We start from the raw sequence: 22745 nt of genomic DNA, 5'->3' as shown, positions 1-22745 counted from the left end.
GCATCGGAGAGTTGTAGGCCTCGACTTAGATTCGCACTAGCCGACCGTCGGCTCCAGCGGCCTCCAACCAACTGCGAAACGATACCCCAACCTTCTGCCAGCTTACTTCCGGCGAGGTATTTGGTCGCGCACTTGGATGCTGAGCTACACCGTCGATGCGTACTTTTTGCCGTCGAAGGCGCAAAGCCGCCTTTCCTCCCAAGGCTAGAACGAATGCGTTGGGGAGCGCTTCAATCTGGGGCGTTAGATAACTCGCCACGCAAGTATTTTCGACCGCTCTATCGACCTTGCCGCCGGAAATCCCGGCTGAACAAAGCACGGTGTTCGTGATCCACGTCTTCTTTAGTTGTTCCCCGAGAGTTTCACCGGGCCAACAAAGGTCGAGAATTTTCCGGAGATTTCGGTGGAAGGGCGCGGGGCGACCACCTCTGCGCAACGAGTCGCCCTCCAGCATACTCTCCACGATCTCGGAGTGGGATGAGACCCATTCTGTTGAAGGACCTTCGTATCGCTCACCGTCCGCAGGGTCGCCTGGTTCAGCATTTACGAGGATGAGCCTGACGTTCCCGGATAGCCCATTTCCTCCCACGAAACCTCGCGGGATATGCCCAGCCTCTGGCCGCCAGGTACAGTGAGAGGCGCACACGCCCGAGAAATGAGGACAAGGCGTCATGGCTTGCTGAAGTATGGCTGCCAGTTCCGGCGAAGGCATTGGATCGTCCCTTCCGAACAACAGTTCAAACTACAGTATGCTCGGCTCACGCCAGATTCGGACGCAACAGCCGCGACCCTGGATGCGTCAAGGCGACCGCCGCTTCATCTACTGCGCCGAAACGAGATCAACCTCGTTGGCCGAGCCCAGCACCACCGGCACGCGCTGGTGCAGCTTGGTCGGTTGCAGGTCGAGGATGGCCGTCTTGCCGTCGGTCGCCTTGCCGCCCGCGCGCTCGACGATCAGGGCCATCGGATTGGCCTCATACAGCAGGCGCAGCTTGCCGGGCTTGTCTGGTTCGCGGGCGTCCCACGGGTACATGAAGATACCGCCGCGCATCAGGATACGGTGGACGTCGGCCACCATCGAGGCCACCCAGCGCATGTTGAAGTTCTTGCCGCGCGGGCCGTCCTTGCCCTGCAGGCAGCCGTCGATATAGCGGCGCACGGGCTGCGCCCAATGGCGCTGGTTGGACATGTTGATCGCGAACTCGGCGGTGTCGGCGCCGATCGCCACGGTCTCGTGGGTCAGCAGCCAGGCGCCCTCGGCGTTCATCGTGAAGCCGAACACCCCCTTCGAAAGGGTCAGGACCAGCATGGTCTGCGGGCCATAGACCACATAGCCGGCTGCGACCTGCTGGCGGCCCGGCAGCAGGAAGTCAGCTTCGGTCGCTTCACGGCCAACCGGGGCCGGCAGGATTGAGAAGATCGTCCCGACCGAGACGTTGACGTCGATATTGCTGGAGCCGTCCAGCGGATCGAAAGTCACCAGAAAACCGCTCGCGCGGCCGGTGGTCTCGATCTCTTCCAGCTCTTCAGAGGCCAGACCCGCCACGGCCGGACAGGCCTTCAGCGCGTCGCGCAGGATGTCGTTGGTGATGATGTCGAGCTTCTTCTGCTCTTCATCCTGAACATTGATCTGCCCCGCCGCGCCCAGGCTGCCGGAGATCGCGCCAGAGGCCACGACCCTGCTGATCTGAACGCAGGCGGCGGCGATCACGGTGACCACGTCCTTGACCGCATCGTCTGCGGTCTGCTCGGCGGCCAGGTGGTCGGCGAGGGTTTTCAACGTGGTCATTCAGGATCTCGAAAAGTTTGGTGGATTCGCCGCGATCTTAGCCGCTGGCCCGTGACGATCCTACACCCGGCGCTTCATTCGCACTTCGCGGACCGTGCCTGTCGAAGAGTTCATCACCAGGGTGTGGGTGTGCACGAAGCCATCCCTGTAGGTCACACCGTCCAGCAGATTGCCCCAGGTGACGCCGGTGGCCGCGAAGATGGCGTCGGCGCGCACGATGTCGTGCAGGTCGTACTTCCTGTCGAGCTCGGTAATGCCCCACTTGGCGGCGCGGGCCTTTTCATCGCTGTTGCGGAACAGCAGACGGCCCTGGAACTGACCGCCGACGCATTTCAGAGCCGCGCAGGCCAGCACGCCCTCGGGCGCGCCGCCGGAGCCGACATAGAGATCGATGCCGGTCGAGGGATCGGTGGTGTTGATCACCCCGGCCACGTCGCCGTCGGTGATCAGATAGACCCGCGCGCCGACCGAGCGAACGCTGGCGATGATCTCGGCATGACGCGGACGGTCCAGCACGCAGACGGTGATGTGAGACGGATCGACGCCCTTGGCGGCGGCGATGGCCTGCACGTTCTCGGCCGGCGTGCGGTCCAGATCGATCACCCCGGCCGGCAGGCCAGGCCCGCAGGCGATCTTGTCCATATAGGTGTCGGGCGCGTTGAGCAGCGTGCCCTTGGGCGCCCAGGCCATCACGGCCAGGGCATTGGGCATGGCCTTGGCGGCCAGGGTCGTGCCTTCCAGAGGGTCCAGGGCGATGTCGATGGCCGGGCCTTTGCCCGTGCCGACCTTCTCGCCGATATACAGCATGGGCGCCTCGTCGCGCTCGCCTTCGCCGATGACGATTTCGCCGTCGATGGCCAGTTCGTTCAGCGCGTTGCGCATGGCGTCGACGGCGGCCTGATCGGCGGCGATCTCGTCGCCGCGCCCGACCAGGGTCCATGACGCGATGGCGGCGGCTTCGGTAACGCGGACCGCGTCCAGGACCAGCGAGCGATCCAGGGTCTTAGAGCTCATCGACGTCTCCCAGCCTTGTCAGGCTAAATTCTCAGCCGCTTTTCGCGGTTCTCAGATGCGCGCGACGCGCAAAAGGCGCGGTCGCTCTAGCACAGCGCGCAATTTTTCGATGCGGCTAATCGCGTCGAGGAGATTGGATTCCGGAGTCGCATGAGTAACGAGCACGATCGGCACGCCGCCCGCACCCTCGACGGGCTTTTGCAGGAAGCTGTCGATAGAGACTCCGCATTCGGCCAGGGTTTCGGAGATGGCGGCGATCGCACCCGGCTCGTCGCGGACCATGATCCGCAGATAGGCCTTGCCCACCGTGCGGCTGGGATCGACGGCGATGAACGGCTTGAGGTTTCCGGCCGGAGCCTGGAACACGGGACGCACGGCGCCGGTCATCACATCGGCGATGTCGGCGGCCACGGCGGCGGCGGTCGGTCCCGCGCCGGCGCCAGGGCCCTGCACGAAGATCCGGCCCACGCGACGGCCCTCGATGAACAGGGCGTTGAGCGCCCCGCCCGCCTGGGCCAGCGGATGCTCCAGAGGCGCCAGTGACGGGTGCACCTTCACCGCCACCCCGTGATCGGTGCGCGAGGCGGAGGCGACCAGCTTGATCCGGTAGCCCAGATCCTTGGCCAGCTTGATGTCGAGCAACTCGACCGCCTCGATGCCCTCGATCTCGGCGGCCGCGAAGTTGGGCGCACAACCAAAGGCCAGGGCCGCCAGGATGGTGATCTTGTGACCGGCGTCGAAACCGCCAACATCCATGGTCGGATCGGCCTCGGCATAGCCCAGGGCCTGAGCCTCGCGCAGCACGTCGGCAAACGAGCGACCAGTCTTCTCCATCTCGCTGAGGATGAAGTTGCAGGTGCCGTTGAGAATGCCGGCCACGGAGTCGATGTCGTCGCCGACCAAAGCCTCGCGCATCATTTTCACGGCCGGCACGCCGCCCATGACCGCCGCCTCGAACAGCAGTGGCACGCCCTGCGCTTCCGCAAGGGCCGCCAGTTCGGCCCCATGCTCGGCGATCAGGGCCTTGTTGGCGGTGACCACCGGCTTGCCGGCCTTCAGAGCCGTTTCGACCGCAGCCTTGGCCGGGCCGTCCGAACCGCCGACCAGTTCGACGAACAGGTCGATATCCGGCGATCCGGCCAGGGCGACGGGATCGTCGAACCAGGTCAGGCCCGAGATGTCGGTCGCGCGCGGCCGCGACCGCGACCGCGCCGAAACGGCGGTGACGATGGCGCGGTCACCGGCGGGCGCAAAGTCGGGCCGCTCGGCCAGGAACTGCAGAAGGCCACCGCCAACCGTACCGAGACCGGCGACGCCGACGCGCCAGGTTTTGTTCGTCATCTTCGAATCCTACTCGCGAAGCCCGTCCCTAGACCGGCTCCACCGAATTGTGGTGCTTGGCCAGGATGGCGTCGGCGTTGGTGATGAATTTCTTCACGTTGCGCGCGGCCTGACGGATGCGGTGCTCGTTTTCGACCAGACCGATGCGGACATAGCCCTCACCATACTCACCAAAGCCGACGCCGGGAGCCACGGCGACGCCGGCCTCCTCGATCAGCAGCTTGGAGAACACCATCGAGCCGGCCTCGCGATAGGCCTCGGGGATCTTGGCCCAGGCGAACATCGAAGCGGGCGGATTGGGGATATCCCAGCCGGCGCGGGCCATCGACGACACCAGCGTGTCGCGACGCGCCTTGTAGATGCCCCGGATCTCGTCGACGCAGTCCTGCGGGCCGTTCAGGGCGGCGGCGGCGGCGACCTGCACGGGGGTGTAGGCGCCGTAGTCCAGATAGGACTTCACCCGGGCCAGGGCCGCGCAGATGCGGGCGTTGCCGACCACCATGCCCACGCGCCAGCCGGCCATGGCGTAGGTCTTCGACAGCGAGTTGACCTCGACGGCGATGTCCTTGGCGCCATTGACCTGCAGGATCGACGGCGGCGGATTGTTCTCGAAATAGATCTCGCCATAGGCGACGTCGCTGATCACCAGCAGGTCGTGCTTTTTGGCCAGGGCGACGGCGTCCTTGTAGAACTCCAGATCCACCGACTGGGCGGTCGGGTTGGACGGATAGGACAGGATCAGCACGCTGGGCGGCGGCACCGAGTGCTTCACCGCGCGGCTGATGTTGGAGAGATAGTCCTCGGGCGTCAGGGCCGGCACGTGTCGGATGACGCCGCCGGCCATGATGAAGCCGAAGGCGTGGATCGGATAGGCGGGGTTTGGACAGATGATCACGTCACCCGGCGCCGTCAGGGCCTGGGCCAGGTTGGCGAAGCCTTCCTTCGAGCCCAGGGTCGAGATGACCTCGGTGTCGGGGTTCAGCTTCACGCCGAAGCGGCGGTCATAATAACCCGCCATGGCGCGACGCAGCCCGGGAATGCCCTTGGAGGCCGAGTAGCGGCCAGCCTTGGGATCACGGGCCGTCTCGATCAGCTTGTCGACAATGTGCTGCGGCGTCGGCATGTCGGGATTGCCCATGCCGAAGTCGATGATGTCCGTCCCCTCGGCGCGCAGGCGCGCCTTGATCTTGTTGACCTCTTCGAAAACGTAGGGCGGCAGGCGGCGGATGCGATGAAAATCGGTGGTCATTTTAGGGCTCTATGCGCCGCTTCGGCGCTTCGGGAGCAAAAGTCGGGCATGGATAGACCCCAAGCGGGGCCTCGCCAAGCCAGTTCAAGGAAGATTATGCCTTCGCCGGCCTATTTGGGCTGCGGCGAAGGCGCGCTAGCTCGGCCACGCGCCGCCGCTGCGAAGGCTTCGGTCTCGGCGCGATCGGCGTCGGTGGGCGCGCCAAAGTCGGGCGCCTTGGCGGCCGCGCGCGCGCGGGCGGCGTAGCCCTCGGTGTCGGTCAACTGGAAGGTTTCCGGCGCTGCGTCACGACGCAGCTTGGCGGCGGCGCGCTGTTCGGCCTCCACCACAGCCTTGATCCGGGCCGGTCCGCGCACATCGGTGGGGACGGCGGGAATATCGGCGAAAGAGGGACGACGGCCCTTGTGGCGCGCGGCGGCGAGGGTCGCCTCGGCGATCGGCGAAGACGGATCGACCTGGGCCGCCTTGAACGGCGAGGCGCAGCCCGACACGGTCAGAGCCGTGAGACCGATTAGCACGCCGAGCCGTGCGATTTTGCCTGTTGCGCCGTTCATCTTGTCTCCGGTCTTATGCGATGATCGCGACGAACAAAAGGCCGCGCGCGTCGGCAAGCTGACGAGACGGTAGAAAAGAAGCGGGAAGAACCAGCATGGTTACGGCGAAAACACCCCCAAAGCCGCGCAAGGCCGCTGCTTCCAAGGCGAAAACGGCCTCTGCCAAGCCCAAGACTGTCGCCAAGCCTTCAGTCCCGCCGCCCGAACGCCCCCCGCATCAGGACGCGCCCAGGCCTCAAGACGAATCGACCCGAGCCAACGCGGCTTCTCCAATCCCGCCATCGATGCCCAGCTTGGATGCGATGATGTCGCCCGATCAGCGTCAGATGCTGGAGACACTGTCGGCCAATCTGGCCCGCGCCGCGGTGACCGCCCAGGGCGCCATTGCCGAAGCAGCCCTGCGCCAGGCCGATCGTCCAGCCGCGCTGAACGCCGACCCGTTCCACGTCGCCCCGGCCATGAACGAGGTGATGTCCCGCCTGGCCGCACAGCCCGACCGCATGCTGCGTGCCCAGGCCGATCTTTTTGGCCGCTACATGGATCTGTGGCAGTCGGCCGCCCGTCGCGCCGCTGGCGAAGACATCAAGCCCGTCGTGACCCCCGCCAGCGGCGACAAGCGGTTCAACGATCCCGACTGGGCGTCCAACCCCATGTTCGACATGATGAAGCAGTCGTACCTGCTGACCTCGAACTGGCTGAACGGCCTGGTGTCCGGGGTCGAGGGGGTCGATCCGGCTTCGAAGCGTCGGGTTGAATTCTTCACCAAGATGCTGACCGACGCCTTCTCACCGTCGAACTTCCTGATCTCCAACCCCGCCGCCCTGCGCGAGGTGATGCAGACCAATGGCGAGAGCCTGGTGCGAGGCATGGAGAATTTCGCCGCCGACCTCGATCGCGGCGGCGGCCAGCTGGCCATCAGCCAGACCGACCTGGAGAAATTCAAGGTCGGCGAGAACGTCGCCACCGCCCCTGGCAAGGTGGTCTACCAGAACGACATCCTGCAACTGCTGCAGTTCGATCCGACCACGGAGCAGGTACACGAGATCCCCCTGCTGATTTTCCCGCCGTGGATCAACAAGTTCTACATCATGGACCTGCGGGTCGAGAATTCGATGATCCGCTGGCTGACCGGTCAGGGCTTCACGGTGTTCGTCACCTCGTGGGTCAATCCCGACGCCAAGCTCGCCGCCAAGACCTTCGAGGACTACATGCTGGAGGGCATCTATGACGCCACCCAGCAGGTGATGACCCAGACCGGAGTCGATAGGGTCAACACCGTCGGCTATTGCATCGGCGGCACCCTGCTGTCCTGCGCCCTGGCCCACATGGCCGCCAGGGGCGACAAGCGGATCAATTCGGCGACGTTCTTTGCGGCCCAGCAGGACTTCGCTGAGGCTGGCGACCTGCTGCTGTTCACCAACGAGGAATGGCTGCAGTCGATCGAGCAGCAGATGGACGCGACGGGCGGCTTCCTGCCCAGCCAGTCGATGGCCGACACCTTCAACGCCCTGCGCGGCAACGACCTCATCTGGTCGTTCTTCATCAGCAACTATCTGATGGGCAAGGAGCCCCGCCCCTTCGACCTGCTGTTCTGGAACGCCGACCAGACCCGCATGCCCAAGTCGCTGCACATGTTCTATCTGCGCAACTTCTACAAGGACAACGCCCTGACCACCGGCGCCCTGACCTTGGGCGGCGAGAAGCTGGACCTGTCCAAGGTCGGGATCCCGATCTATGTCCAGTCGTCCAAGGATGACCACATCGCGCCCTATCGCAGCGTCTATCGTGGCGCGCGGGCTTTTGGCGGACCGGTGACCTTCACCATGGCCGGCTCAGGCCACATTGCCGGCGTGATCAATCACCCCGACGCCAAGAAGTACCAGCACTGGACCAATGACACCCTGCCCGGCTCGGTCGAGGGCTGGATCTCGGGCGCTCAGGAGCATCCGGGCTCGTGGTGGCCGCACTGGGCTGAGTGGCTGCGCGCCAAGTCCGGCCCGCTGGTCCCGGCCCGCGACCCGGCCAAGGGCAAGCTCAAGCCGATCGAGGACGCCCCTGGCAGCTATGTGCGCGTGCGATCCGACGCCTGATCGTTGATCATATATTGCCGGACGGCGTTCGCCCAAAACTTGCCCGGATCGTGGTGGAGCTTCCCGCCATGTCCACGATCAGCCGCCGAACGACCCTGGGAGTGATTCTCGCCGCGCCGGCGTTTGGCGCGACCGCGGCGACGCGCGACGGCAGGGATCTGGCCATGGCGGCGCGCGAGCAGATCGGAGTGACCAAGGCCTATGACGCCAGCTATCGGGCTATCGCCTATCCGCTAGGCGACGTGCTGCGCACCACCGGCGTCTGCGCCGACGTGCTGGTCCGCGCCGCCCGCGACGCTTGGCAGATCGACCTGCAGCAGCGGGTCCACGAGGACATGGCCCGAAACTTCGACGCCTACCCCTCGCGCAGAACCTGGGGCCTCAAGAGGCCGGATTCCAATATCGATCACCGTCGGGTGCTGAACCTGGAAACCTATCTGCAGCGCCAGGGCGCCCTGCTGAGCCGAACAACGCGACGAGCGGCGGGCGATAGCTTCGACGAACCTCGCCCCGGCGACATCCTCACCTGGCGGGTATGGGGCGAGCGCCCTCACCTCGGCATCGTGGCGCGCGGCCCCGACAGCGCGCGTGTGGTGCACAATATCGGCGTCGGGACCAAGGAGGAGCCGCTGTGGATGTTCAAGCTCCACGCGGCCGTGGCGCACTATCGCTGGCGAGGCTGACCCTAAACGTCAGCCCTGATCAGGAAATGCTGGCGTCGCCGGCGCGATGGATCAAAGACCCGCCGCCTCCTCCAGGCCCAGCGCCAGGTTGAGATTCTGCACCGCTGCGCCGGACGCGCCCTTGCCCAGGTTGTCGAGCAGGGCCACCAGACGAGCCTGACCGCTGGTATCGGAACCGAACACGAAGATCTTCAGGCGATTGGTGCCGTTCAGGCCTTCCGGATCCAGGGTGGCCATCACCTTGGCCTCGTCCAAAGACGCGACCTGGACAAACTGCTCGCCCCGGTAGTGGGCGGCGAAGGCGGCGTGGATGTCGTGCAGGCAGCGGCCGTCTTCCAGCGTCGCCAGATGCAGCGGCAATTCCACCAGCATGCCCTGGGCGTATCGGCCCACCGCGGGGGTGAAGATCGGCCGGGTCAGCAGGCCGCCGTGCTTCTGGATCTCGGGCACATGCTTGTGCGACAGGCCCATGGCGTAGATCCGGTACGGGACCTTGGTGTAGTTCGGCGCGGCTTCATCCTCGAACTCGGCGATCATCGCCTTGCCGCCGCCGGTATAGCCCGACACCGCATTGAACGAGATCGGCAGGTCTGCGGGCAGGATGCCGGCCGAGACCAGCGGCCGGGTCAGGGCAATGGCGCCGGTGGCGTAGCAGCCGGGGTTGGAAATCCGCTTGGCGGCGGCAATCTTGCCGCGCTGCTCGCGGTCGAGTTCCGCGAAGCCGTAGGCCCAGTCCCCCGCCGTGCGATAGGCCGTCGAGGCGTCGATCACCTTCACCGACGGATTTTCGATCAGGGCGACCGCCTCCTTGGAAGCCTCATCTGGCAGGCACAGGATCACGGCGTCGGCGCTGTTCAGCATCTCCGCCCGCGCGGTCGGGTCCTTGCGCTTGTCGGGATTGATAGAGATCAGCTGGAGATCGGTGCGGCCGACCAGGCGCTCGCGGATCTGCAGACCCGTAGTGCCGGCTTCGCCATCGATGAAGACCTTGGGCGTCATGCTGACTTCCAATCAATCTAGACAAAAGCTTTGACGCGTGACGGGCGCCGAAAACGGCATCCACTTTCGGCTGTCACGCTAAGCGACAAAGAAAAAGGGCGCTCCGGTTTCCCGAAGCGCCCTTTTCCAAACGCAGTGAACCGCGTTTAGCGCTTCGAGAACTGGAAGCTACGACGGGCCTTGGCCTTGCCGTACTTCTTGCGCTCGACCACGCGGCTGTCGCGCGTCAGGAAGCCGTGCGGCTTCAGGACGGGACGCAGCGCGGGTTCATAGTAGGTCAGGGCCTTGGACAGGCCGTGGCGCACGGCGCCGGCTTGGCCCGAGAGGCCCGAGCCTTCAACGGTGACGACGACGTCGAACTGGCCCAGGCGGTCGGTGACCTGCAGGGGCTGAGCGATCATCATGCGCAGAACCGGACGGGCGAAGTAAACTTCTTGGTCGCGGCCGTTGATGGTGATGGTGCCCTTGCCGGGCTTGATCCAGACGCGAGCGATCGCGTTCTTGCGCTTGCCGGTCGCATAGGCGCGGCCCTGGGCGTCAATCTTCTGGACGGCCGGAGCGGCCGCTTCGGGGTTGCTGGACAGGCTGGCCAGCGCGTCAAAGCCTTGAGCTTCGGACATGACTTAGGCGCTCCGGGTGTTTTTGGCGTTGCGCGCAGCGAAATCGATCGCTTCCGGGCTCTGCGCTTGGTGCGGGTGCTCACCGTTGTTGTAGATGAGCAGGTGCGTCAGCTGCTTGCGGGCCAAGGGGCTTTCCTTGGGCAGCATGCGCTCGACGGCCTTTTCGAGGACGCGTTCCGGGAAGCGGCCTTCCAGCAGCTTGCGCGGGGTGGTCGACTTGACGCCGCCCGGGTGACCGGTGTGACGATAGTAGATCTTGTCGTCCATCTTCTTGCCGGTGAACTTCACCTTGTCGGCGTTGATCACGACGACGAAGTCGCCGCAGTCAACGTTGGGGGTGTAGTCGGGACGATGCTTGCCGCGAAGACGCATGGCGATGAACGTCGCCAGACGACCGACAACGGCGTCCTGGGCGTCGACCACGATCCACTTCTTCTCGACCTCGGCAGGCTTCAAAGAAGCCGTGGTCTTTTGCATGGGATTGATCCGTATTCCTTGTGCGTCAGAAGCCAAAGGAAACGGCTCCGTCTGCGTGAGGGGCGGCAGGTACAGGAGGGTTTGCGGCCTGTCAACAATGCGAACGCAAGAAACTCGACAAACCCTTACAGCACAAGGGTTTGCGTGATGCGGTATCATAATACCCCATCGCAAGGCGTCATCGCAGCGTCATGCAAGACGGGCATAGGGCGGGCATAGCCCGGAGCCCCTGCCATGACCTTCTCGCGTCGCGCCTTTATCGCCTCGGCCGCCACCAGCCTGGCCTTCACCGGCTTCAGCGCACGGGCCCAGGACGGTGAAACGCCCAGCTATGCCTATATCAATGAGGTCGAGGGCTATGGGCCGCTTTTGCCAGACCCCAAGGGCATGCTGGAACTGCCTTCGGGCTTCTCCTATCGCGTGATCAGCCAGGCCGGCGAAACCATGGCCGACGGGTTCCTTGTGCCGGGCGCCTTTGACGGCATGGGCTGTTTCGACGTTGGCGACGGCAAGGTCGCCCTGGTCCGCAACCATGAACTGGGTCCGCGCGCCTTCGACTACGGCGCCTTTGGCCTGGGCGGCCGTCTGGCCGACCGCCTGCCCAAGGATCGGGCCTACGACTTCGGCGACACGGGTTTGCCGCTGCCTGGCGGCACGACCACGATGATCTACGACCTCAAGAGCGGCCAGACCGTCAGCCAGCACCTCAGCCTGGCCGGCACCGCCGTCAATTGCGCCGGCGGCGTCACGCCCTGGGGGTCATGGCTGACCTGCGAGGAAACCACCCTCACCGCCGGCCTCGAGATCGGCAAGGATCATGGCTATGTCTTTGAAGTGCCGCACGCGGCCAAGGGCCTGGTCGATCCCAACCCGCTGAAGGCCATGGGCCGCTTCAAGCACGAGGCTGCCTGCATCGATCCGCGCACCGGCGTCGTCTACATGACCGAGGATCTGCCGGACGGCCTGTTCTATCGCTTCCTGCCCAATGACCGTCGCAACCTCGCCGCCGGCGGACGGTTGCAGGTGCTGGGCTTCGTCGGCGTGACGGAAGACGCTGACACCCGCAATCAGGAGGGCGAAGACAATATCAAACAGGGCGCATGGAAGGACGCGCGCTGGATTGATATCGACGGCGTCGACAACCCCTATGACGATCTTCGCCTGCGCGGTCACGCCAAGGGCGCGGCCTTCTTCGCGCGGGGCGAAGGCCTTTGGTGGGGTCAGGGCGAACTCTATTTCACCGCCACCTCGGGCGGCGCGGCCGGCGCGGGCCAGATCTTCCGCTATGTGCCCAGCGCCCATGAAGGCCAGGCCGGCGAGGCCGATCAGCCTGGTCGCCTGCAACTGTTCGTCGAGAGCAAGAACGAGAGCGTGCTCGACTACGCCGACAACATCACGATCTCGCCGCTCGGCCACATCCTGGTCTGTGAAGACCGCTATTCGGAAGTGAAGCCCAATCACATCAAGGGCATAACCCCGGCCGGCAAGGTCTACACCCTGGCTCGCAACGCGTTCCGGGGTAATGCGGAGTTCGCCGGCGCCTGCTTCTCGCCCGACGGCCAGACCCTGTTCGTCAACGTGCAGTGGCCGGGCATCACCCTGGCCATCACCGGCCCCTGGGCCACCCTGAAGGCCTAGGGCCGCCGTACGCGCCAGGCAAAGGCGGTGGCGACGGCCAGCAACACCGCTGCGCCGGCCTGGTGCAGCACGCCCAGGGACAGCGGCACGTGGGCCATAAGGGTCCACACGCCCAGGCCGGCCTGCATCGTGACGACAACGGCGACCGCGAGGCCCGCCGCCTTGGCCTGAGCCGGCAGGTGACGGGCGCGATAGGCCATGACACCCACCGCGATGCCCGCCGCGAACAGGGCGTAGGCGACCAGCCGGTGGTGGAGCTGCACCGCCCCCTGGCTGTGGGCCAGCGTGCCCCAGAAACCCTTGCCTACATACTGGTCGGGCAGAAACGACCCGTTCATCAGCGGCCAGTCGTTATAGACCAGACCCGCATCATTGCCGGCCACCAGGGCGCCCAGCAGGCTCTGAAAGAAGATGGCACCCAGCAGGGCCAGGGCCCAGCCGCGCCAGGCGGAACGCCCCTCGACCCGCGGTGAGCCGGCCCAGGCGTCCAGCGCCGTCCAGTTCAGCATGACGAACAGCGCCAGGGCCAGGCCCAGATGCGTCATCAGCCGTTCCGGCGCGACCGAAACCCGTTCGGACAGGCCGCTCGACACCATCCACCAGCCGACCAGACCCTGAAGCCCGCCCAAGAGCAGCATCACCGCGCAGCGCCAGATCAGGCGGCGTGGGATCATCCTGCGGATCAGGAAGAAGGCGAACGGGATGGCGAAGGCCGCGCCGACCAGCCGGCCCAGGAACCGATGCCCCCACTCCCACCAAAAGATGGTCTTGTAGGCCTCCAGCGTCATGCCGGCATTGACCAGCTTGTACTGGGGAATTTCCTTGTAGAGCGCGAAATTGGCCTGCCAGGCGGCGTCCGACATCGGCGGCAGCGCGCCCAGGATCGGTTTCCACTGGGTGATCGACAGGCCCGAATCAGTAAGGCGCGTGGCCCCGCCGACCACGACCATGCAGAAGACGAGGGCCGCCACGACAAACAGCCAGATGGCGACGGGGCGGGAACGGTCGGAACGCAGGAATGACGTCATGGTACCGGACAAAGCGACTATTCTGGGCCGAAATGCGACCAGCCGTCACCTACTCCCGTCGCGCTCAGCCGTCCATGACCGATGACGCTTAAGGAACTTTCGTGCGAGGATGGCGACGCGGACGACCGGTCTCGCGTGGAGGGTCTGATGAGCGGTGTTGGAGTATTCGCCACGGCGTTGATCGGCATCTTCGCTGGCTGGTTCGCCGACCTCGTGCTGGGACGGCGCCACTCGCTGTTCTTCAAGTTGCTGATCGGCGTGATCGGCGCCTTTATCGGCGTGTTCATCGCTCAGCGCCTAGCCCTGCCCTTCAACGGCTTCTGGGGTGGCCTGATCGTCGCCAGTGTCGGCGCCACGATGTTTCTGGCCGTACTTGGCCTTGTCTTCCGGAGATCCGCGTGAGTGCTCGCCCTCTTTCTCCCCGCCCCCTTATTCCAGCCAGGGTGCGGAAACTGATCGGCGGCCTGGGCATCATGGCCTTTCTGGTCGCCTACGTGGCCATCGCCGCCACCTTGTATGACTACCTGCCCGACAACCGCGCGGTGCACCTGGCGTATTTCGCTGTCGTGGGCCTGGTGTGGGGCCTGCCGCTGATGCCGCTGATGTCGTGGATGGGCAAGGCGGACAAGCCGGTCATTCGCTGAGCCCGCCGAAATCGAAAAAGGCCGCCCCGTAGGGCGGCCTTTCCGTTCTTCCGTTTATTCCCTTGCGGAAATGGTCGGAGCGACAGGATTTGAACCTGCGACCCCTTGACCCCCAGTCAAGTGCGCTACCAGGCTGCGCCACGCTCCGACGGAAGAGGCGCTCTTATAGGCGCCGGTCCGGGGCTCTGCAACCGGTATTCCGGGTGAATTTCAAGGGGCCTCAAGGACGCTTCAAAAGGCCGTCCAGATGCGCCTTGACGACCTCGAGATCACCGAGCGCAAAGGCCAGCCGATCGCGGGCCTCATCGGCCAGCTCGAAGCCGTGCATGGGATCGTTGAGGCGAGCAGCGTCAGCGTCAGCGTCCAGCATGGCCGAACCGTTGGAGCCCAGGCCTGCGGCGATCACATGGGACAGGCCCTGATCACGATGCAGCTTCTGTACGCCCTTGATGGTCAGGCCTTCGCCGTGCAGCAGCACGCGCACACCGTTAAGGACGGCAATATCCTGCGGACGATAGAATCGCCGTCCGCCCGCCCGCTTCATGGGCCGAATGAAAGAGAACTTGGTTTCCCAGAACCGCAAGACATGCTGCGGCACGCCCAGCTCTTCAGCGGCTTCGGAGATCGTGCGGAAGGCGTTGGGTCCCTTCGCCACCGCGTGTGTGCCTAGCCGCCGAGGGCGCGGTCGATGCGCGCCTTCATGACCTGCGAGGCGCGGAAACCGATCACCCGTCGGGGCTCGATCTCGGCCGGTTCGCCGGTCTTGGGGTTGCGACCCATGCGCGCCCGCTTGTCGCGAACCTGGAAGACGCCGAAACCCGACAGCTTGACGGTTTCGCCGCCCTCAAGCGCCTCGGCCACCAGGTCAAGCGTGCGCTCGACCAGACCGGCGCAATCCTGCCGGGTCAGACCGACCTCTTCATGGACAGCCTCGCAGAGGTCGGCCCGGGTCAATGTCGCGCCCTTCATGACGCCCCCTACGCGCTTTGGCGGGTCCCTGAAGGACTGCGCCAGATTGAAAACACTTGGTCCACTCAAACGAAGGTCGCCGACTTCACTCAGCGAACGCTGACGTTTAGCCACGCCTGCATGCCGTGATTATCGCATGAAGTCAAAGCCTCAAGGCCGAGACTTCACACTCGCCCGCAAGCGGGGCGCCGACGCTCGTCAGAGTCGCAGAAGACAGGCGCCCCAGGTCAGACCGCCGCCCATCGCTTCCAGCAACAGCAGTTGCCCCGGCTTGATGCGGCCGTCGGCGACGCCATGAGCGAAGGCCAGGGGGATCGAAGCCGCCGAGGTGTTGGCGTGTATGGCCACGGTGGAGATGACCTTGTCCTCGTCCAGTCCCACCCGGTGGGCCACGCCCTGCAGAATGCGTTGGTTGGCCTGATGCGGGATGAACCAATCGACATCGGCGATCTCGACGCCGGCCGAACTGGCGGCCGCACGGATGGCCTCGGATATATTGATCACGGCGTGCTTGAAGACCTGGTTGCCCAGCATCCGCAGCTTGCCGACCGTGCCGGTGGTCGAAGGGCCGCCATCGACGAACAGCAGGTCCTGCTTGGTGCCGTCGGCGCGCAGGGCAAAGCTCAGCAGGCCTTGATCGGCCGTGGTCCCCTGCCCTTCGCGCGGCTCCAGCACCACGGCGCCGGCGCCGTCGCCAAACAGCACGCAGGTGCCACGGTCGGACCAGTCCATAAGACGGGTCATGGTCTCCGCGCCGATGACCAGCGCGCATTTGGCGTGACCACGGGCCACGAAGCCGTCGGCGACGCTCAGCGCATAGACGAAGCCCGAGCAGACGGCCTGGATGTCGAAGGCGATGCCGACCGGCGCGCCCAGCTTGCGCTGCACGATGGTGGCTGTGGCCGGAAAGGTCAGGTCGGGCGTCGTGGTGGCGACGATGATCAGATCGACATCGGCAGCGGTCTTGCCGGCTGCCTCCAGCGCCGACTTGGCGGCCTCGAGCGCGAGGTCTGACACAGCCTGATCATCTGCCGCCTGGTGACGCTGGCGGATACCCGTGCGTTCGACGATCCACTCATCGTTGGTGTCGACGAACTTGGACAGGTCATCATTGGTGACGATCTTGGGCGGCAGATAGGCGCCGATCCCGGTGACCGCGCTACGGACAACGCTCACTCGCTTACTCCATCACGCTTGGCGTCGACGGGACAGGCCTCGCCCTCGACGCTGCCTGGGGCCGACGACGCGGTCAGGCGCTTCAGATTTCGGTCGATCTCGGCGGTGAAGTCGCTACGCGCCAGATCGGTGGCTACGCGGATCGCCGAGAAGAAGCCGTTGGCGTCGGCCCCGCCGTGGCTCTTGACCACGATGCCGTTCAGGCCCAGCAGCGGCCCGCCATTGACCCGGCCCGGATCCAGTCGCGCGCGCATCTTCTTCAGTGCGCCCGAGGCGATCACCGCGCCCAGCATGGCCAGAGGACCCGAGGTTAGGGTCGACTTGATCTCACCGGAGAAGAAACGCGCCAGCCCCTCGGCGGTCTTCAGAGCCACATTGCCGGTAAAGCCGTCGGTGACGACCACATCGACCGTACCGTAGGCGATATCGGTGCCCTCGACGAAGCCATGGTAGTCAAAGTCCAGCTTGGTTTCGCGCAGGATGGCGTGCGCCTCGCGCACCTCGTCATGGCCCTTCTGATCCTCGGACCCGACATTGAGCAGACCCACCGTGGGTCGCTTGGAGCCGTGCACCGCATGATGGAAGGCCGCGCCCATGATCGCGAACTCGACCAGTTGGGCGGCGTCGCTCTCGACATTGGCCCCGACGTCCAGAACTGCGGTAATGCCCTTCATGGTCGGCCAGCTGGCGACGATGGCCGGGCGCTCCAGCCCGGCGCCCATGCGCAGGATCAGCTTGGAGATCGCCATCAGGGCGCCGGTGTTGCCGGCCGAGACGCAGGCCTGGGCCTCGCCGGCGCGCAGCGACTCGACGGCGTTCCACAGGCTCGAGCCCTTGCCCCGGCGCATGGCCTGGGCGGGTTTTTCGTCCATGGCGATGAACTTGTCGGTGTGACGGACCTCGCTGACGGCCCTGGCGGCCGGCGACCTGGCCAGTTCGGCGTTCAGCCTGGCTTCGTCGCCATGCAGCAGGAATCGTACGCCGGGCAGCGCCTGAGCCGCCTTGGCGACCCCCGGAACCACGACGGACGGACCGTGATCGCCGCCCATGGCGTCGATCGAAATGACTATGGTGTTGGACACGTTGGCGCTTTTAGCTCCTGGGACGCCCGCATGAGTATCACGCAAGCGGGGCGAGTCGGATCCGTTTAGTCCGAATCGCCCTGGGGTTTGAGCGCCTTGAGCGCGGCGAAGGGCGAGATTTCCGCCGTCGGGAGCGGATTCTCGAACACCGCGCCCGGCTTGCGGGGGAAGGGATCCAGCTCAAGCGCCAGATGCTCCAGCACATAGCCGGAGACGTCGATCACATCGCCTTCCAGCACATCCGGCGGGTCATCGGCCTCGGGGTCCAGCCCGAGCTCGCCGCCTTCTTCGGCCGGTGCATGCTCGCTGTCAGCGGGGATGACGTGGACCGTGAACCGCGCCTCGATGGCTTCCTCAAAGTCGTCGGCCGTCACACTGCACACCTGGATCACCCTGGCGCTCAGGCGCCCGGAAACCTCGGCGCCATCCATCCAGGAGGTCAAATAGACCTCGGACGAGAACGCCTCCAAGCGGACCAGGCCCAGTTGCTTGGCGATAGCCTTGCGCTGATCGGCGTCGGGCTCAAAGCGCAGGCTGATGTCGCCGCGATCGACGCGGGCCAGCGGAACCTCGCAGGGCCAGGGTGTATTTACGGGTTCGGCCATTGCGCCTCTCCTTGCAGCAGAGCGTCCAGCGACTGGGCAGCCAAGCCTTGGCGCGCGGCGACCACATAGGTCGTCAGCGCTTCGGCGTCGCCCTCGCCGCGCTCTTCCAGAACCGTGCGGCCGATCATCTCGCCCAGAGCGGTGCGATCCGGCAGCGAGGCGGCGGCTTCGTCGAACGCCTTCAAGCGACCATAGAAGGCGCCGGCCAGCTTCTTCATTTTCTTGCCGACGGCGTTGTCCGAGACGCCGATCTCACGGAAAGCATCGTCCAGACCGCGCACATAGGCGTCGAACACGGCCTGGGAGGTTTCAGCGGCCAGGTCACCCTGCGCCTTCAAACGTTCGAGCAAAAGCACGACGTGCAGCGTGAACAGTTCGAACCGGCCTTCCAGCGAGTCGCGAACGCCCATCGTCGCGTACAGAGGCGCTGAGCGCGCCTGCGCGACGGCCGATGCATACAGCTTGGCCCCGGCGGCCTTGGCGGGCCTGGGTTTCAGCAGTCGATCCAGAATCATTCAACGCCTCTATTTCGCCGCGACCCGGAACTAGATGAGCTACCGGTCCACGCGGGCCATTGAACTAAGCCCCTGCGGGCGATAGGTCAAAGTCCAGCATTTTTCCGGTTCCGGAGCCTACATGTTTCGTCCCGCCGTTTTTGTCGCCGCCGCCCTCGGCCTGTCCGCCGTTATGGCCGGCTGCACACCGCTGACGAGCTATTCCGGCTTCCAGGCCATCGAGGCCCGCCCCGCCGACATGAAGGTCGGCGAAGACAGCAAGTCCACCTTGATGGAGAAGCTGGGCTCGCCCTCGACCATTTCAACCTTCGACCCGAACACCTGGTACTACGTGTCCCAGACGACGGACCGGGTGGCCTTTTACATGCCGCGCGTGATCAAGCGCGACGTCATCGCCATCAAGTTCAACCCGGCCGACGAAAAGGTCGCGTCGGTGAACACCTTCACGCTGAAGGACGGCAAGGTCATCGCCTATAACGGCCGAGAGACCCCGACCCGCGGTCGCGAAATGACCATTCTTGAGCAGTTGCTCGGAAACGTCGGTCGTGGCGGCATGCTGCCCCAGGACGATCAGAATGTTCCCGGCAGCCGCCCCGGCGACCGCCGCTAAGCTTCACAGCACCGCCGAGATTCAGAAGGCCGCGCCCTTGCAGAGCGCGGCCTTTTTCGCGCGTCGCGACAGTCCAAAATATCAATCCACCCTAACGACAGGTCTCTATGAGGGGATTTGAAGTCAAAACTCGGTCATGACGGTTTCAGAAACTCGAATTTCGCCAAGAAACACTTCATAAACCAGAGCAGGCGCACCGTCATCGTTAGGGACATCAGGGTCCTACGGCATTCACATTGCTGGGTGATTGGAGATGGTTGAGTGAACGGGATGGACCTCAGTTCGTTGTCCGTACTCGTTGTCGACGACAACTCAAACATGCGCAAAATCATGGGCGCAATCCTGAAGTCCTTTGGCATCCGCGCTATTCACGAAGCCGAGGATGGCCTTCAGGCGCTGCGCATTCTGACCGCCCGGGACGTCGATATCATTTTCACGGACTTGATGATGCAGCCGGTCGATGGCCTGGCTTTCATCAGGTGGATCCGGACATCCCCCGCCAGCCCGTCCCCCTATATCCCAATCGTGATGATCACAGGCCACGCCACCAAGCGCAGCCTTGACGAGGCGCGCATGGCCGGGGTCACCGAATTCCTCGCCAAGCCGCTGAATGCGCGCGGGGTGATGCACCGCCTCAACGAGGTGATCAACAACCCCCGTCCCTTCGTTCGCGTGGGCGCCTATTTCGGCCCCTGCCGCCGTCGCCGGATCGACCACGAGTTCGCTGGCCAGGAACGGCGCGCTGCGGCTCGCGAGGCCGGCGAAGAGGCTGACTTCGATCCCGAGGACGTCTACTAGGGCGCCGTTCGGCGAAGTGCGTTCCGGTCCATTGCCGAAACAGAGCTCCACGAAAAGGCCTCGAGCAAACACACTGATTCCGTCATGGCGACATTTGCCCTGCTGCGATCAGCGTGATGCGGATGGATCGCGGCGGATGAACTCCACATAACGAGCGGCTCGGGGAACGTTCAGACGGAGGGTGGCTTTATGGCTGCATCAGATCGCACTCCCCGGCGATCGCCCGTTTCGAAAGGTTCTCGCCATGAAACGCCTCCTGCTTTCCCTCTCAGCCTTGGCCATCGTCTCTGCGGCTCCACTGGCCGCCCAGGCCGCGCCTTGGCAGTCGGTCAACCAGCGCCAGGCCAATCTGGATCGCCGCATCGACCAAGGCGTCCGTAGCGGCGAGATCACCCGCTCGGAAGCCCAGCGTCTGCGCGGCGAGTACCGAAGCCTGGGTCGCCTGGAGGTCCAGTACCGTCGCAGCGGCGGCGGCCTGTCGATGCAGGAACGCCGCGACCTCGACATGCGCTTCGACCGTCTGAGCCAGCGCATCTATGTCCAGAAGCACGACCACCAGGATCGTGACCGTCACGGCCGTGATGGTCATCATGACGGCCGCCGCGGCTAAGCCTGCCCGGCCGACGACAAACAGAAAACGCCCCGGAGATCACTCTCCGGGGCGTCGTCTTGTCTAAGGTATGTCTTTGGATCAGGCGCCGTGGGCCAGGACCGCCAGCAGCAGCAGGGCCACGATGTTGGTGATCTTGATCATCGGGTTCACGGCAGGACCCGAGGTGTCCTTGTAGGGGTCGCCGACGGTGTCGCCGGTGACGGCGGCCTTGTGAGCCTCCGAACCCTTGGTGTGCAGGACGCCGTCCTTGTCAGTGAAGCCTTCCTCGATCACCTTCTTGGCGTTGTCCCAGGCGCCGCCGCCGCTGGTCATTGAGATGGCGACGAACAGACCGGTGACAATCACGCCCATCAGCATGGCGCCGAGCGACGCGAAAGCGTCGACCTTGCCGGCGATGGCCTGGATCACGAAGAACAGCACCACCGGCGAAACCACCGGCAGCAGGCTGGGCACGATCATTTCGCGGATCGCGGCCTTGGTCAGAATGTCGACCGCCTTGCCGTATTCGGGCTTGACCTCATAGGTCATGATGCCGGGATTTTCGCGGAACTGGCGACGCACCTCGGCCACGACGGCCTCGGCGGCCCGGCCCACGGCCGTCATCGACATGCCGCCGAACAGGAAGGGCAGAAGCCCCCCAAACAGCAGGCCGACCACGACATAGGGGTTGGACAGATCGAAGGTCACCGGACCCATGCCCTCGAAGAAGCTGCCCGGCGCGGCGTTGGCCGAGAAGAACTTCAGGTCTTCGGTATAGGCGGCAAACAGAACCAGGGCGCCCAGACCCGCCGAACCGATGGCGTAGCCCTTGGTGACGGCCTTGGTGGTGTTGCCCACGGCGTCAAGAGCGTCGGTGGTGACACGGACTTCCTTGGGCAGGCCGGCCATTTCGGCGATGCCGCCGGCGTTGTCGGTGACCGGACCAAAGGCGTCCAGGGCGACGATGAAGCCCGCGAGCGACAGCATGGTGGTCGTGGCGATGGCGATGCCGAACAGGCCCGCCAGATTATAGGTCACGATAATGCCGACGATGATGGTCAGGGCCGGCAGGGCAGTGGATTCCAGCGACATGGCCAGACCCTGGATCACATTGGTGCCGTGACCCGAGACCGAGGCCTGAGCCACCGACTTCACCGGGCGGAAATTGGTGCCGGTATAGTATTCGGTGATCATCACGATCAGGGCGGTGACGCCCAGACCGGCTAGGCCGCAATAGAACAGGGCGTTGGCGTCAAAGGTCTGCTCGCCGACGGTGACAGCCGCAGGCACCAGCTGGTGGATCACGTACCAGACGGCCGGGATCGACAGCAGGCCCGTAACGATCAGCCCCTTGTAGAGGGCGCCCATGATGTTCTGGCTCTTGCCCAGCCGGACGAAGAACACACCGATGATCGAGGTGACGATGCACACCGCGCAAATGGCCAGCGGCAGCAGCATCATGGCGGTCACGGCTTCCGTGCCCCGGAAGAAGATCGCCGCCAGGACCATGGTGGCGACCGTGGTCACGGCATAGGTTTCGAACAGGTCGGCGGCCATGCCGGCGCAGTCGCCGACATTGTCGCCGACGTTGTCGGCGATGGTTGCGGCGTTGCGGGGGTCATCTTCCGGGATGCCAGCCTCAACCTTGCCCACCAGATCGCCGCCCACGTCGGCGCCCTTGGTGAAGATGCCGCCGCCCAGTCGGGCGAAGATCGAGATCAGGCTGGCGCCAAAGCCCAGCGAGACAAGAGAATCAACCACGACCCGGTCAGTGCCGACGTAGCCACCGGGCCCGGTCAGCAGCGCGAAGTAGCCCGCCACGCCGATCAGGGCGAAACCGGCCACCAGCATGCCGGTGACGGCGCCAGAGGTGAAGGCCATCGACAGGCCCTTGGCTAGGCTCTCGGACGCGGCCTGGGCGGTGCGCACATTGGCGCGGACCGAGATCAGCATACCGGCGAAGCCGGCGGCGCCCGACAGGATAGCGCCCAGGGCGAAGCCGACGGGCTGCTCCCAGGACTTAAAGAAGAAGGCCAGCAGGGCGATGACCACCACGCCGACCATGGCGATAGTGGTGTACTGGCGTTTCAGATAGGCCTGAGCGCCTTCCTGGATCGCTGCGGCGATCTCCTGCATCTTTGCATTGCCGGCCGAGGCCCGCATCAAGCTGGCCGTCTGAACAGCGCCATACAGCACCGCCAGCAGCCCGGCCGCTATGGCCAGTATAAGCCAAGAACTCATCCGTAAAGTGTCCCTTCGCGCTTCCAATCAC

General features: G+C 64.9%; 24 protein-coding genes and 1 tRNA gene. 8 read left to right on the top strand and 17 right to left on the bottom strand.

Features of this window, described 5'->3' with window-relative positions; all coding sequences use genetic code 11:
• Positions 1-820: 820 nt before the first annotated feature.
• The 5 genes from ACW17Z_RS00790 to ACW17Z_RS00770 all read right to left on the bottom strand — a co-directional run bounded on the left by ACW17Z_RS00790 (position 821) and on the right by ACW17Z_RS00770 (position 5947).
• Positions 821-1789 carry a class 1 fructose-bisphosphatase gene (locus ACW17Z_RS00790; RefSeq protein ID WP_492057234.1) on the bottom strand — a complete coding sequence of 323 codons (969 nt, stop codon included), beginning with the start codon at positions 1787-1789 and terminating at the stop codon, positions 821-823.
• Positions 1790-1849: 60 nt separating this feature from the next.
• Positions 1850-2803 (bottom strand): class II fructose-bisphosphatase, encoded by a 954-nt coding sequence (glpX, locus tag ACW17Z_RS00785; RefSeq protein ID WP_419316784.1) that lies wholly within the window; start codon positions 2801-2803, stop codon positions 1850-1852.
• 51 nt (positions 2804-2854) lie between these two features.
• Positions 2855-4144 carry a homoserine dehydrogenase gene (locus ACW17Z_RS00780; RefSeq protein ID WP_492057233.1) on the bottom strand — a complete coding sequence of 430 codons (1290 nt, stop codon included), beginning with the start codon at positions 4142-4144 and terminating at the stop codon, positions 2855-2857.
• A 28-nt stretch (positions 4145-4172) separates the two neighbouring features.
• Positions 4173-5393, bottom strand: a complete 1221-nt coding sequence (locus ACW17Z_RS00775; RefSeq protein WP_419316782.1) for an LL-diaminopimelate aminotransferase — start codon at positions 5391-5393, stop codon at positions 4173-4175.
• Positions 5394-5503: 110 nt separating this feature from the next.
• Entirely contained in the window at positions 5504-5947 is a 444-nt protein-coding gene (locus ACW17Z_RS00770; protein ID WP_492057231.1) for a hypothetical protein, read from the bottom strand.
• 284 nt (positions 5948-6231) lie between these two features.
• On the opposite strand from ACW17Z_RS00770, the gene ACW17Z_RS00765 reads away from it, so the two are divergent.
• Complete coding sequence (locus ACW17Z_RS00765) at positions 6232-8037, top strand: class I poly(R)-hydroxyalkanoic acid synthase (protein ID WP_492057230.1); 1806 nt, start codon at positions 6232-6234, stop codon at positions 8035-8037.
• A gap of 68 nt (positions 8038-8105) precedes the next feature.
• Positions 8106-8720, top strand: a complete 615-nt coding sequence (locus ACW17Z_RS00760) for a DUF1287 domain-containing protein (protein WP_492057229.1) — start codon at positions 8106-8108, stop codon at positions 8718-8720.
• 51 nt (positions 8721-8771) lie between these two features.
• Here the strand turns inward: ACW17Z_RS00760 and argC are convergent, their stop codons facing one another.
• The 3 genes from argC to rplM form a co-directional block, all read right to left on the bottom strand.
• A complete protein-coding gene (argC, locus tag ACW17Z_RS00755; protein ID WP_492057228.1) occupies positions 8772-9719 on the bottom strand; it encodes an N-acetyl-gamma-glutamyl-phosphate reductase in 948 nt (315 codons plus the stop codon).
• Positions 9720-9865: 146 nt separating this feature from the next.
• The gene (rpsI, locus tag ACW17Z_RS00750; RefSeq protein ID WP_419316776.1) at positions 9866-10339 is read right to left on the bottom strand and encodes a 30S ribosomal protein S9; all 474 of its coding nucleotides are present in this window, start codon (positions 10337-10339) and stop codon (positions 9866-9868) included.
• A gap of 3 nt (positions 10340-10342) precedes the next feature.
• Positions 10343-10816, bottom strand: coding sequence for a 50S ribosomal protein L13 (rplM, locus tag ACW17Z_RS00745; protein ID WP_035047832.1), 474 nt, complete (start codon positions 10814-10816; stop codon positions 10343-10345).
• 234 nt (positions 10817-11050) lie between these two features.
• Between rplM and ACW17Z_RS00740 the strand changes: the two genes are divergently transcribed.
• On the top strand, positions 11051-12454 hold the full coding sequence (locus tag ACW17Z_RS00740) for an alkaline phosphatase PhoX (protein WP_492057227.1): 1404 nt from the start codon (positions 11051-11053) through the stop codon (positions 12452-12454).
• Here the strand turns inward: ACW17Z_RS00740 and ACW17Z_RS00735 are convergent.
• Positions 12451-13482, bottom strand: coding sequence for a COX15/CtaA family protein (locus ACW17Z_RS00735; protein ID WP_492058571.1), 1032 nt, complete (start codon positions 13480-13482; stop codon positions 12451-12453). The genes ACW17Z_RS00740 and ACW17Z_RS00735 overlap by 4 nt on opposite strands.
• Positions 13483-13629: 147 nt before the next feature.
• Between ACW17Z_RS00735 and ACW17Z_RS00730 the strand changes: the two genes are divergently transcribed.
• Together ACW17Z_RS00730 and ACW17Z_RS00725 are read left to right on the top strand one after the other, a co-directional pair.
• Positions 13630-13884 (top strand): GlsB/YeaQ/YmgE family stress response membrane protein, encoded by a 255-nt coding sequence (locus ACW17Z_RS00730; RefSeq protein WP_492057226.1) that lies wholly within the window; start codon positions 13630-13632, stop codon positions 13882-13884.
• 41 nt (positions 13885-13925) lie between these two features.
• On the top strand, positions 13926-14126 hold the full coding sequence (locus ACW17Z_RS00725) for a DUF2842 domain-containing protein (RefSeq protein WP_492057225.1): 201 nt from the start codon (positions 13926-13928) through the stop codon (positions 14124-14126).
• 71 nt (positions 14127-14197) lie between these two features.
• On the opposite strand, the gene ACW17Z_RS00720 is transcribed toward ACW17Z_RS00725, so the two are convergent.
• The 7 genes from ACW17Z_RS00720 to ACW17Z_RS00690 all read right to left on the bottom strand — a co-directional run bounded on the left by ACW17Z_RS00720 (position 14198) and on the right by ACW17Z_RS00690 (position 18473).
• Positions 14198-14274: transfer RNA gene (locus ACW17Z_RS00720), tRNA-Pro, on the bottom strand.
• 72 nt (positions 14275-14346) lie between these two features.
• The gene (locus ACW17Z_RS00715) at positions 14347-14781 is read right to left on the bottom strand and encodes a MerR family transcriptional regulator (protein ID WP_492057224.1); all 435 of its coding nucleotides are present in this window, start codon (positions 14779-14781) and stop codon (positions 14347-14349) included.
• 11 nt (positions 14782-14792) lie between these two features.
• Positions 14793-15095 carry an integration host factor subunit alpha gene (locus tag ACW17Z_RS00710; protein ID WP_062146827.1) on the bottom strand — a complete coding sequence of 101 codons (303 nt, stop codon included), beginning with the start codon at positions 15093-15095 and terminating at the stop codon, positions 14793-14795.
• A 198-nt stretch (positions 15096-15293) separates the two neighbouring features.
• The gene (locus ACW17Z_RS00705) at positions 15294-16271 is read right to left on the bottom strand and encodes a beta-ketoacyl-ACP synthase III (protein WP_492057223.1); all 978 of its coding nucleotides are present in this window, start codon (positions 16269-16271) and stop codon (positions 15294-15296) included.
• Positions 16268-17353: a phosphate acyltransferase PlsX gene (gene plsX, locus ACW17Z_RS00700; RefSeq protein ID WP_419316769.1), complete on the bottom strand. Its 1086-nt coding sequence runs from the start codon at positions 17351-17353 to the stop codon at positions 16268-16270. Before plsX ends, ACW17Z_RS00705 begins: the two co-directional genes overlap by 4 nt.
• A gap of 65 nt (positions 17354-17418) precedes the next feature.
• The gene (locus tag ACW17Z_RS00695) at positions 17419-17958 is read right to left on the bottom strand and encodes a YceD family protein (RefSeq protein ID WP_419316768.1); all 540 of its coding nucleotides are present in this window, start codon (positions 17956-17958) and stop codon (positions 17419-17421) included.
• Complete coding sequence (locus ACW17Z_RS00690; protein ID WP_419316767.1) at positions 17943-18473, bottom strand: ubiquinol-cytochrome C chaperone family protein; 531 nt, start codon at positions 18471-18473, stop codon at positions 17943-17945. The genes ACW17Z_RS00695 and ACW17Z_RS00690 overlap by 16 nt, the downstream gene beginning before the upstream one ends.
• A 121-nt stretch (positions 18474-18594) precedes the next feature.
• On the opposite strand from ACW17Z_RS00690, the gene ACW17Z_RS00685 reads away from it, so the two are divergent.
• The 3 genes from ACW17Z_RS00685 (at position 18595) to ACW17Z_RS00675 (ending at position 20491) form a co-directional block, all read left to right on the top strand.
• Positions 18595-19083, top strand: coding sequence for an outer membrane protein assembly factor BamE (locus ACW17Z_RS00685; protein ID WP_419316766.1), 489 nt, complete (start codon positions 18595-18597; stop codon positions 19081-19083).
• Between the two features lie 261 nt (positions 19084-19344).
• Positions 19345-19881 carry a response regulator gene (locus tag ACW17Z_RS00680; RefSeq protein ID WP_419321373.1) on the top strand — a complete coding sequence of 179 codons (537 nt, stop codon included), beginning with the start codon at positions 19345-19347 and terminating at the stop codon, positions 19879-19881.
• A gap of 244 nt (positions 19882-20125) precedes the next feature.
• The gene (locus tag ACW17Z_RS00675) at positions 20126-20491 is read left to right on the top strand and encodes a hypothetical protein (RefSeq protein ID WP_492057222.1); all 366 of its coding nucleotides are present in this window, start codon (positions 20126-20128) and stop codon (positions 20489-20491) included.
• Positions 20492-20572: 81 nt separating this feature from the next.
• Here the strand turns inward: ACW17Z_RS00675 and ACW17Z_RS00670 are convergent, their stop codons facing one another.
• Positions 20573-22714, bottom strand: a complete 2142-nt coding sequence (locus ACW17Z_RS00670) for a sodium-translocating pyrophosphatase (protein WP_492057221.1) — start codon at positions 22712-22714, stop codon at positions 20573-20575.
• Between the last annotated feature and the right edge of the window lie 31 nt (positions 22715-22745).

This window comes from Caulobacter sp. GSs2 (assembly GCF_058680895.1).
Note: the sequence above shows the minus strand (reverse complement) of the source record. Positions and strands in the feature narration are given on the sequence as shown.

What these genes read in the sequence shown, in the direction of transcription:
- glpX (WP_419316784.1), bottom strand. Translation starts at nt 2,803, where the DNA reads ATGAGCTCTAAGACCCTGGATCGCTCGCTGGTCCTGGACGCGGTCCGC.
- rplM (WP_035047832.1), bottom strand. Translation starts at nt 10,816, where the DNA reads ATGCAAAAGACCACGGCTTCTTTGAAGCCTGCCGAGGTCGAGAAGAAG.
- rpsI (WP_419316776.1), bottom strand. Translation starts at nt 10,339, where the DNA reads ATGTCCGAAGCTCAAGGCTTTGACGCGCTGGCCAGCCTGTCCAGCAAC.
- ACW17Z_RS00685 (WP_419316766.1), top strand. Translation starts at nt 18,595, where the DNA reads ATGTTTCGTCCCGCCGTTTTTGTCGCCGCCGCCCTCGGCCTGTCCGCC.
- ACW17Z_RS00735 (WP_492058571.1), bottom strand. Translation starts at nt 13,482, where the DNA reads ATGACGTCATTCCTGCGTTCCGACCGTTCCCGCCCCGTCGCCATCTGG.
- ACW17Z_RS00780 (WP_492057233.1), bottom strand. Translation starts at nt 4,144, where the DNA reads ATGACGAACAAAACCTGGCGCGTCGGCGTCGCCGGTCTCGGTACGGTT.
- ACW17Z_RS00740 (WP_492057227.1), top strand. Translation starts at nt 11,051, where the DNA reads ATGACCTTCTCGCGTCGCGCCTTTATCGCCTCGGCCGCCACCAGCCTG.
- ACW17Z_RS00730 (WP_492057226.1), top strand. Translation starts at nt 13,630, where the DNA reads ATGAGCGGTGTTGGAGTATTCGCCACGGCGTTGATCGGCATCTTCGCT.
- ACW17Z_RS00770 (WP_492057231.1), bottom strand. Translation starts at nt 5,947, where the DNA reads ATGAACGGCGCAACAGGCAAAATCGCACGGCTCGGCGTGCTAATCGGT.
- argC (WP_492057228.1), bottom strand. Translation starts at nt 9,719, where the DNA reads ATGACGCCCAAGGTCTTCATCGATGGCGAAGCCGGCACTACGGGTCTG.
- ACW17Z_RS00775 (WP_419316782.1), bottom strand. Translation starts at nt 5,393, where the DNA reads ATGACCACCGATTTTCATCGCATCCGCCGCCTGCCGCCCTACGTTTTC.
- ACW17Z_RS00765 (WP_492057230.1), top strand. Translation starts at nt 6,232, where the DNA reads ATGCCCAGCTTGGATGCGATGATGTCGCCCGATCAGCGTCAGATGCTG.
- ACW17Z_RS00690 (WP_419316767.1), bottom strand. Translation starts at nt 18,473, where the DNA reads ATGATTCTGGATCGACTGCTGAAACCCAGGCCCGCCAAGGCCGCCGGG.
- ACW17Z_RS00670 (WP_492057221.1), bottom strand. Translation starts at nt 22,714, where the DNA reads ATGAGTTCTTGGCTTATACTGGCCATAGCGGCCGGGCTGCTGGCGGTG.
- ACW17Z_RS00710 (WP_062146827.1), bottom strand. Translation starts at nt 15,095, where the DNA reads ATGAAGGGCGCGACATTGACCCGGGCCGACCTCTGCGAGGCTGTCCAT.
- ACW17Z_RS00695 (WP_419316768.1), bottom strand. Translation starts at nt 17,958, where the DNA reads ATGGCCGAACCCGTAAATACACCCTGGCCCTGCGAGGTTCCGCTGGCC.
- ACW17Z_RS00760 (WP_492057229.1), top strand. Translation starts at nt 8,106, where the DNA reads ATGTCCACGATCAGCCGCCGAACGACCCTGGGAGTGATTCTCGCCGCG.
- ACW17Z_RS00790 (WP_492057234.1), bottom strand. Translation starts at nt 1,789, where the DNA reads ATGACCACGTTGAAAACCCTCGCCGACCACCTGGCCGCCGAGCAGACC.
- ACW17Z_RS00675 (WP_492057222.1), top strand. Translation starts at nt 20,126, where the DNA reads ATGAAACGCCTCCTGCTTTCCCTCTCAGCCTTGGCCATCGTCTCTGCG.